This window comes from Alkalihalobacillus sp. MEB130, assembly GCF_032335535.1.
Classification (GTDB): Bacteria; Bacillota; Bacilli; order Bacillales; family Bacillaceae_D; genus Halalkalibacter.
On sequence record NZ_JAOANA010000047.1, the window covers coordinates 1 to 9,315 of the forward strand.

General features: G+C 38.2%; 11 protein-coding genes. 8 read left to right on the forward strand and 3 right to left on the reverse strand.

Annotation, left to right across the window (positions count from 1 at the left end; all coding sequences use genetic code 11):
- Positions 1-326: 326 nt before the first annotated feature.
- The gene (gene ntdP / locus N0O92_RS23285) at positions 327-854 is read left to right on the forward strand and encodes a nucleoside tri-diphosphate phosphatase (protein ID WP_315617443.1); all 528 of its coding nucleotides are present in this window, start codon (positions 327-329) and stop codon (positions 852-854) included.
- A gap of 85 nt (positions 855-939) precedes the next feature.
- Positions 940-2,685 (forward strand): ABC transporter ATP-binding protein, encoded by a 1,746-nt coding sequence (locus N0O92_RS23290; protein ID WP_315617463.1) that lies wholly within the window; start codon positions 940-942, stop codon positions 2,683-2,685.
- Between the two features lie 55 nt (positions 2,686-2,740).
- On the opposite strand, the gene N0O92_RS23295 is transcribed toward N0O92_RS23290, so the two are convergent.
- Together N0O92_RS23295 and N0O92_RS23300 are read right to left on the reverse strand one after the other, a co-directional pair.
- Complete coding sequence (locus N0O92_RS23295; protein ID WP_315617445.1) at positions 2,741-3,826, reverse strand: FUSC family protein; 1,086 nt, start codon at positions 3,824-3,826, stop codon at positions 2,741-2,743.
- A 212-nt stretch (positions 3,827-4,038) separates the two neighbouring features.
- Positions 4,039-5,331, reverse strand: coding sequence for a glutamate-1-semialdehyde 2,1-aminomutase (locus N0O92_RS23300; RefSeq protein WP_315617447.1), 1,293 nt, complete (start codon positions 5,329-5,331; stop codon positions 4,039-4,041).
- A gap of 146 nt (positions 5,332-5,477) precedes the next feature.
- On the opposite strand from N0O92_RS23300, the gene N0O92_RS23305 reads away from it, so the two are divergent.
- The 4 genes from N0O92_RS23305 to perR all read left to right on the forward strand — a co-directional run bounded on the left by N0O92_RS23305 (position 5,478) and on the right by perR (position 7,382).
- Positions 5,478-5,900, forward strand: a complete 423-nt coding sequence (locus N0O92_RS23305; RefSeq protein ID WP_315617449.1) for an ion channel — start codon at positions 5,478-5,480, stop codon at positions 5,898-5,900.
- Between the two features lie 62 nt (positions 5,901-5,962).
- Positions 5,963-6,436, forward strand: a complete 474-nt coding sequence (bcp, locus tag N0O92_RS23310) for a thioredoxin-dependent thiol peroxidase (RefSeq protein WP_315617451.1) — start codon at positions 5,963-5,965, stop codon at positions 6,434-6,436.
- Positions 6,437-6,554: 118 nt separating this feature from the next.
- Positions 6,555-6,854 (forward strand): cyclic-di-AMP receptor, encoded by a 300-nt coding sequence (locus N0O92_RS23315; protein ID WP_315617453.1) that lies wholly within the window; start codon positions 6,555-6,557, stop codon positions 6,852-6,854.
- Between the two features lie 90 nt (positions 6,855-6,944).
- On the forward strand, positions 6,945-7,382 hold the full coding sequence (perR, locus tag N0O92_RS23320; RefSeq protein ID WP_315617455.1) for a peroxide-responsive transcriptional repressor PerR: 438 nt from the start codon (positions 6,945-6,947) through the stop codon (positions 7,380-7,382).
- A 143-nt stretch (positions 7,383-7,525) separates the two neighbouring features.
- Here perR and N0O92_RS23325 read toward each other — a convergent pair whose 3' ends face one another.
- A complete protein-coding gene (locus tag N0O92_RS23325) occupies positions 7,526-7,879 on the reverse strand; it encodes a YgzB family protein (protein ID WP_315617457.1) in 354 nt (117 codons plus the stop codon).
- Between the two features lie 212 nt (positions 7,880-8,091).
- Between N0O92_RS23325 and N0O92_RS23330 the strand changes: the two genes are divergently transcribed.
- Positions 8,092-8,964, forward strand: a complete 873-nt coding sequence (locus N0O92_RS23330; protein ID WP_315617459.1) for a nucleotidyltransferase-like protein — start codon at positions 8,092-8,094, stop codon at positions 8,962-8,964.
- Positions 8,965-9,126: 162 nt separating this feature from the next.
- Positions 9,127-9,315, forward strand: a 189-nt coding sequence (locus N0O92_RS23335; protein WP_315617461.1) for a hypothetical protein, incomplete at its 3' end; no start/stop codon positions are given.

Here is a 9,315-nt window from a genome sequence, read left to right on the forward strand (position 1 = left end):
TTTAGAATTAGTGAGTGAATGTGGTGCAGGCGGGAAACCCCTTCAGTGGGCCTTTTAGGCCAAGGCCGGTAAGAGAGGCTTTCAGCCGCAGAGCAAACCACCAGTTCACACTGGTGGTTTTGATTGTATGCGACTTTTTACATAAAAGAGGTTAGCATTTCAAATTAAGGAACAAAACGTTATAATAGAGAAGAATGAAAGCAATTGAAAATGATTTAAGTCAGAATTTTTGGTAGAGAATAGAGTAGACAAGCTTTTTATCAAATGAATAAGTTGACTACTCTACCCTACTGACGTCCGAAACTATGCAAGGAAGGGAGTTAAATATGAATTTTCCCAAAGTAGGCAGTAACATTGAAATCCATAGCTATAAGCATAATGGATTGATTCATCGCATTTGGGAAGAAACAATTGTGCTTAAAGGGACGTCAAAGGTTGTAATTGGAGGGAATGACCGTATTCTAGTGAAGGAATCGGACGGAAGGAATTGGAGAACACGAGAGCCCGCTATATGTTATTTTGATTCCGAACAATGGTTTAACACAATCGGTATGATTCGATCAGATGGTATTTATTACTATTGCAACCTTGGGTCACCTTTTACTTGGGATGAGGAAGCATTAAAGTATATTGATTACGACCTCGATATTAAGGTGTTCCCAGATATGACCTTTAAGCTCTTGGATGAAGATGAATATGATTTGCACCGAAAGCTCATGAATTATCCGCCAGCTGTAGATGATATTCTCAAAAGAAGTGTTGATGAATTGATCTCATGGATTCACCAAAGAAAAGGGCCGTTTGCACCTCAATTTGTTGAGAATTGGTACGAAAGATTTTTACAATATCGGTAAAATAAGGGTCTGACTCTGATGAGCATTTTGGCTCTCTATTATAGAGTCGGGCCTTTGTCTTAGAGAAAAAGAGGGGGTGACGAAGCTGAATAGCATTAAGCGCTATATGGCTTTCGTCAAGCCGTATTGGAAGGCAATTATAGTTACGATTTTTATTGGTGTTTTGAAGTTTGGGATTCCCTTATTACTTCCATTAGTCATGATGTATGTAATAGACGATATTATTTTCGCTGAAGCGATTGCTCAAGATGAAAAGATCTCCATGTTGCTAAAAGTCATGCTTGCTATGTTTTTTATTTTTGTCTTTTTGCGTCCGCCTATTGAATATTTTAGGCAGTATTTCGCACAGTGGATCGGCAGCAAAGTATTGTACGATATTCGCGATCAATTATTTACTCATATTCAAAAATTGAGCTTACGTTATTATTCTAATCGTAAAGTGGGAGAAATTATCTCGCGCGTCATTCATGATGTGGAACAGACAAAGAACTTTGTAATTACGGGTTTAATGAATATCTGGCTTGATCTATTTACCATCATCATTGCTATTATCATTATGTTAAATCTGAATGTGTGGCTAACCCTTGTAGCCATTTCGATGTTCCCTTTTTACGGATTCTCGGTTAAATATTTTTATGCCAGATTACGTCATTTAACGAGAGCTCGATCACAAGCATTAGCGGAAGTGCAGGGGCACTTACATGAGCGAGTTCAAGGAATGAGTGTGATTCGAAGCTTTGCCTTGGAAGATCATGAGCAACAACATTTTGCTAAGCGGAATAATCATTTTCTAAACAGAGCGATTGATCATACGAAATGGAACGCGAAAACATTTGCAGTCGTTAATACGATTACAGACATTGCTCCGTTGCTAGTTATATTTGTCGCTGGTTATTTTGTGATTATCGGCAATCTAGAAGTAGGTGCAATGACCGCTTTCGTATTGTATATGGAGCGATTGTATGGTCCTCTTAGACGTCTAATAAATTCATCGACAACGTTAACTCAATCGATTGCGTCAATGGACAGGGTGTTTGAATTTATTGATGAAAAATATGATATTGAAGATGAGCCAACGTCTAAGCATCTTCATCGTGCAGATGGTCACTTGGAATTTCGAAATGTCACGTTTCACTACGATGATGAGGAAAAGCCTGTATTGAAAAATTTGCAATTAGATGTAAAGCAAGGCGAGACGATTGCCTTTGTTGGCATGAGTGGGGGAGGAAAAAGTACGTTAATCAGTTTAATCCCGCGCTTTTATGATGTGACTTCAGGGCAAATTTTGTTAGATGGTACGGATATAAAAGAGTATAAAGTAAGAAGCTTACGTGACAATATTGGCATGGTTCTGCAAGATAATATTTTATTTAGTGACTCTGTGAAACAAAATATTCTTATGGGAAGACCGGATGCTAGTGATGAAGAAGTGATTGCTGCAGCAAAAGCGGCTAATGCTCATGACTTTATTATGGGGCTTCCGAAAGGATATGACACAGAAGTTGGAGAGAGAGGGGTTAAGCTTTCAGGAGGACAAAAGCAACGTGTAGCGATCGCACGAGTCTTCTTGAAAAATCCGCCTATTCTTATTTTCGATGAGGCCACATCTGCGCTAGATTTGGAAAGTGAACATTATATTCAAGAAGCACTAGAAATACTAGCCAAAGACCGTACCACCTTTATTGTCGCTCACCGACTATCAACGATTACTCACGCCGATCGTATCGTTGTTATTGAAAATGGCGAAATTGTTGAAACGGGAAGTCATGATGAATTAATGAAACGAAACGGAAGCTATCAAAAGCTGTTTGATGTACAGCAGTTACACTAATTAGCAATGATGAAAGAAGGCCCTACTTACTAAATAAGTAGAGCCTTCTTTTTCGTTATTCTTCTTCCCGTTCTCGAATTTTCACTTCATTTTCTTCCTGATGATAAGTGAAGAAACTTTCTACAAGATGGTCAAGGTGTTCTAGTTGCTCTTGATACTCAATCATCTGAGAAACGGCTGGCAAGAGGCGGAGCCATTGATCATACTCAATACAAGTTTGATTTTGAAGCCCTATATAATAGCTCATCAATTCTTCTTTTCCTATATTCATCTTCTGAACAAGCTCCTCGGAATGATTTTCATGCACTTTCCCGATATAGCGCAGTAAGATTCGATCGTGGTAAGAAGATAAATAGTGAAGTTGCTTTTCAAATTTTTGATGAGTTTCATTTGGCATTAAGTGCAATATTTCGGAACGTCTTTCTAAGTTTTTTAACACATAAAGTGATTTTTTGGCCGTCACAAGCATTTGCCTGTATAAGACGACTTTTCTTGCTTTTCCGTATTTGTTTTTCATAAAGTAATTGCGTTCTTCTTTATAAAGTAAATACAAATTTTCTAGTTTCATCATCTTTTCTTCTAGATGATTTAAATCTTTCTTAAGAGCCCTGTGGTCAGCAGCGTGGCGTATGAGCAACATTGTCCATTGATTAATCTCTTCTGAAGCAGATAAAAGCTTATGATACAGCTTTGTTTCGTATTTAGGAGGAAGGAAAAATAAATTAATAATAAAAGCAGCCACAACGCCAAGAAGAACGAGGGCAAAACGTCCTGTCGCAAATTGAATAAAATCTGTTGCAGGGCTTTCCATGATAATAATGACCGTCACGATCGCTAACGGAATCGTGGTTGGCTCTAATTTTACTTTTAAAATAATGGAAATAGCTAAGATGACGACAAGCCCGACAACGAATGGATCATGTCCAAACGTCACAACGAAAAGTACGGCTAATACAGCTCCAATTAAATTTGCCTGAATTTGTTCTAGTATCGTTTGAAACGTTCGATACAGAGATGGTTGAACAGCAATTGCTGCAGCGAGTGCTGCAAACATAGGTGGTTCTAAATTTAGCCACATTGCTAAATATAGAGATAACATAACAGCAAGACCCGTTTTAAATATACGAGCTCCAAGTTTCATATATCCATTAAACTCCTTTGTGTGTTCGCGTGGAATGAAAAAATCCATCGATATTGATAGTATTGCAAATGTCCTCTTTTCATACCCAGAAAAATGACACCGAAGCGTACTATACAATGGATAGGTGGGGGAATCAAGAGTTTTCTTGCGGAATGAAAAAAAGAAGACTAATGTCTGACGCATTGGTTAGACGTTAGCCTTCAAAAATAAGCTTATTTATTTAATGACGCAAATGATTCATCAACTGCTTGCAAGGTTTCCTTAATATCATCTTCTGTATGAGAAATTGTTAAAAACCATGCTTCATATTTAGAAGGAGCAAGATTCACTCCGCGTTGCAACATTTCTTTAAAGAAACGACCGAACAACTCTCCGTTAGTTTCTTCCGCTTGTTCGTAGTTGGTCACTTTTTCTGATGTGAAGTAGACCGTTAAAGCTCCTTTTAAACGGTTAACAGTTATCGTTTGATTATGTTTTTTAGCAAGAGATAGAATTCCTTCCTCTAATAAAGCACCTAGGTGATCTAACTTCTCATAAAGTCCTTTTTCTTGTAGAACTTCTAAACAAGCAATACCGGCACTCATAGAAGCTGGATTTCCTGCCATTGTACCTGCTTGATAAGCTGGTCCAAGAGGGGCAACCTTTTCCATAATATCAACTCTGCCGCCGTAAGCCCCAATTGGGAGACCACCACCGATGATCTTGCCGAGTGCGGTCATGTCGGGTTCAACCCCAAGGTAATTTTGGGCACCGCCGTACATGAAACGAAAAGCCGTAATGACTTCATCGTAAATAACAAGGGCGCCAGCATCATGAGTGAGCGTATTAACGGCTTCTAAGAAACCTTCCTTTGGTTCGACAATGCCGAAATTGCCAACAATCGGTTCAACAAGAACAGCCGCAATGTCATCTCCCCATTTTTCTAAAGCTTCTTTATAAGCTTCAATATCATTAAAAGGAACAGTAATAACTTCTTTCGCGATACTTTTTGTTACTCCAGCAGAGTCAGGAGTTCCGAGAGTCGATGGCCCAGACCCAGCAGCGACTAATACGAGGTCAGAGTGACCATGATAACATCCTGCAAATTTAATGATTTTGTCTCTTCCTGTATACGCACGCGCAACTCGGATTGTGGTCATCACGGCTTCTGTTCCTGAGTTAACGAAACGTACTTTTTCTAGAGAAGGGATGGCCTCTTTTAGCATTTTAGCAAACGTATTTTCGAGCTTTGTTGGTGTTCCGTATAAGACGCCATTTTCTGCAGCTTTTTGAATGGCTTTTGTAATATGGGGGTGGGCATGTCCTGTAATAATCGGACCGTATGCAGCTAAATAATCTATGTAGCGATTTCCGTCAACATCCCAAAAATAAGCGCCTTGTCCTTTTTCCATAAAAACAGGAGTTCCGCCACCAACGCCTTTATAAGCGCGAGAGGGACTGTTCACTCCTCCAACGATATGTTCTTGAGCTTCTTTATATAAAAGTTCTGATTGAGACCAATTCATTCTCAGTCCTCCTAATGTCTTTGTCTTCTGTTTGTATTCAACCATAGTGAAGGATGGAGGGCAAGTTTTTTACGTTGGAAGCTCGTTTGTTCTCTGATTCTAGACTATGGACAATCCTCATAAAAATAAGCGAGGAGGGATGAGGGATGAATTGGATTATTTCTGGCGCGCTAGTACTGACAACCATCGGCACGATTGTCAGTATCTTAATGTTGTTACGATATCGTCCTATAAGGGGAGCGTATTCAGTCTCACTTCGTCATTTCACGCTCTTATTATTAGTCTATATAACCGTGATTTTATCCTTTTCAAACCTGTATTTAGGGCTTGAGCTGCTAGGATTTGAGGTGTTAAAAGAGGGAAACTCGCATGTGGAAGGGACCGTTAACCATCTTATAGAAGATATTATCTATTTTAGTGCTGTCACTCTTCTATCTGTTGGGTATGGTGATTTAGTACCAGTAGGGATTGGGCGCATGATCGCGATGGTACAAGCGTTGTTTGGCTATATTCTTCCAGCGGCATTTGTAGTTACGTCTGTTTTACAAGTTACAAAGAAGGAGGAATAGTTGTTTTCCTAGCAAACATGAGCTACGCTTACAATAAACGATTTTGGAAAGGATGAAAGTACATGACAATTGAAATGGGACAAGAAGCTCCACTATTTTCCTTGCCAGCAAATAACGGGGAAATGGTATCATTAGAAGATTTTAAAGGGAAAAATATTGTATTATATTTTTATCCAAAAGATATGACGCCTGGATGTACAACACAAGCTTGTGATTTCCGAGATAAGATCAGTGATTTTTCTGACTTAGATACAGTTATTTTAGGAGTGAGTCCTGATCCTGTAGCAAGACATGCGAAGTTCATAGAAAAGTATCAACTTCCTTTTCTATTATTAGCTGATGAAGAGCACAAAGTGGCAGAGCAGTATGGTGTGTGGAAATTGAAGAAGAACTTTGGGAAAGAATATATGGGAATCGAACGCTCCACTTTCATTATTGATAAACAAGGAAACCTTGTGAAAGAATGGCGGAAAGTAAAAGTGAAAGATCATGTAGAAGAGGCTCTTACTTTTGTCAAAGAAGAATTGGAAAATTAGTGGCTAAAAGGTAAAAAAATTGCTCTCTCCAAAGCATAATTTATATGAGAAAAGTAGGAACCCCTACCTAGTAAGCAGAATAGTTTAGGTAAAGGCCATTTAGAATGGAGGAAGAGCCGTGAAACTTTTAGTGTGTATTATTGATAATGTATACGCGGATGAAGTGGAAGTCCAGTTGAAAAAGCAAGGATATCGAATGACGGAGTTGGCCAGTTCAGGTGGCTTCTGGAAGAAAGGAAATACGACTTTCTTATTTGGAGTGGAAGAAGGAGATCTTGAGAACCTTCAACAAGCGTTGAAAGACGTTTGTGTTAACTATGAAAAAAGAAAGCAGAGAAAAAGCAAACAAGCACATCGTTACACTTCGTTCATCATTGATGTAAAAGATGCAGCTCCATTTTTGACAATGGTGAAATAGTTGAATTTTTGTACGATTGACAGGTTGACTTTTTTTATATTATACTAATTATAAAGTAAGAATGGTTACTTGAAAGAGAGGTGCATGACAATGTCTGATCATCGTTTGCAAGATGCACTTGATGCTTTGAAGAGCACCCGCGTCCGTATGACTCCACAACGTCATGCGATACTAGAATTCCTTTATGAATCAATGACCCATCCAACAGCTGATGATATATATAAGGCTTTAGAAGGGCGTTTTCCGAACATGAGTGTCGCGACTGTATATAACAACTTACGCGTATTCAAGGAAGCTGGCATCGTAAAAGAGTTAACGTATGGTGATGCATCGAGTAGATTTGATTCAGTAACATCTGATCATTACCATGTTATATGTGGGGATTGTGGAAAGATTGTTGATTTTCATTATCCGGGATTAGATGAAGTAGAAACTTTGGCTGAGCATGTAACTGGATTTAAGGTTCACAGTCACCGTATGGAGATCTATGGAACATGTCCGAAATGCAAGGAAAAAGTTGAACATTAAACACCTTTCGTGGAGAAAGGTGTTTTTTTTTCTTTTGTTTGGCACGGGTCCGTTCCATTGCGCTGCAGGCGCTTGCTTTCCGAGGGGAGGGAGGCAAGCGCCTCTTGCGAAAAGAAATAAAAAAGAAGTAGAGCGAGCTGGCTCTACTTCTTAGACTTTCGATTGTAATCTTCGTCAAATTCTTTTCCTTCTAATGATTTGTCCATCGTTAAAGGTTCACTGCAGTGCATGCATGCATCAACACGACCTAGCATTTTAGTAGCTCCCCCGCAGGTTGGACAGACGACTTGGATTGTTTTCGTGGAAAGCATTCCAATCCAAAAATAAACAACGGTACTACCAATAATAAAAAGAAAACCTAGTAACATGGCTAAGGTCATAATAATGTAAGATTCTCTAAAGAAAATACCAATGTACATAACAAGAATCCCAACGAAGACAAGAGATAAGGCGAATGTTCTAATCTTATTAATTTTATTTGTATATTTCAGAGCCATTATAAGTCCCTCCTAAATCTAGTAGTAGTATAGCATAGAATGAAGAGATTCTCGCTGAAAGAAATGTTAACAGTTAAAGAAGTTTCCTTTCTTTCTTTCTTTTGCAGGAGATACCTTACTAATGTAGAACTTGTAATTTTGAAATCTTAAAGCTGTGTATGAATAAGAGTGATTTATTTAGTAGCAGTAGGCACAGAGAGGGGAAGAATTACATGGATGTATTATTGCGACAACTATATCAAGACCGAGCGAGTGAAGAAGAAACGCTTGCTATTCTTCTTGTAGAAAAAGAATATTTGCCTTTATCGGTTACAGACGGTTTTGATGTAGTTATCGTTCTGATTAATCATAATCAAACTATTTCATGGGAAGTTAAGCATTATAAAATTGGCGAAAAGAGAGTTTCGTTTCACTCCTTGAGTCAAGCGATGATGCATCAAACATTAATAGTTGGAAACCATAGAAGACTGGTTGATTGGTTAATTAACGGGAAAATTGTTTTTGATCGAAATGAATTTTTAAAAGAAGTGAAAGAAAGAATTGATTCTTTTCCCCCAGGTGATCGCGCCAAAAAAATGACAATTCAGTTTACAAAAATGCTGAGAAGGTTTGAAGAAGGAAAGTCTTTGTTTCATAACGGACATTTTTTTGATGCGTTTAGTAATATGATGCACTCCCTTCATCATTTGGCCAGGTTAGCTTTAATCAATCATGGTTTTTACCCGGAAGTGACTGTATGGGAACAGGTGAAACAGATTGAACCTCAAACGTATAAGTTATATCAGGAATTATTATATAGTGAAGAGTCTTTGGAGAAACGAATTGAATTATTAATTTTAGCTACGGAACTGGCTATTCACTCTAAAACAGAGATGGGGAGTCAACATTTTCTAGCTTTATTAGAAGATAAAGAAGGAGATCTGTTTTCTATAGCGGAGTTAATGTCCCTTCATGAAGTGGAAGATTATTGCGTTGATTTAGAGCTGTTAATTCGTCACCTCGTTGAGAAAGGCCTCCTTAATACGGAGAAACTCGGAACGAAAGTAATGGGGATAGAAAAGACTTTTTATTCGATTGAAAAATAAATTTAGATATATTGTTGACTTATGAATTTTATGGTGATATATTATTACTTGTCGCTGACGAGGCGCTGATGAAAAACAACAAAACATTTTAAAAAAACATTTGACAGCAAATGTTGAAGGATGTTATGATGTTCAAGTCGCTATCGAGTGACAAGTAGTTCTTTGAAAACTGAACAAAAGCCAAGCGAAAAAGAGATACATGATATCTCGTCAATTTTTTCTCGTCGTTTTATTAAAAATGATGAAGTATCGTTAGCGATACATTTTGAGCTATGTTCCATCACTAAAGTGATGAAACTCAAACACTTTTATGGAGAGTTTGATCCTGGCTCAGGACGAACGCTGGCGGCG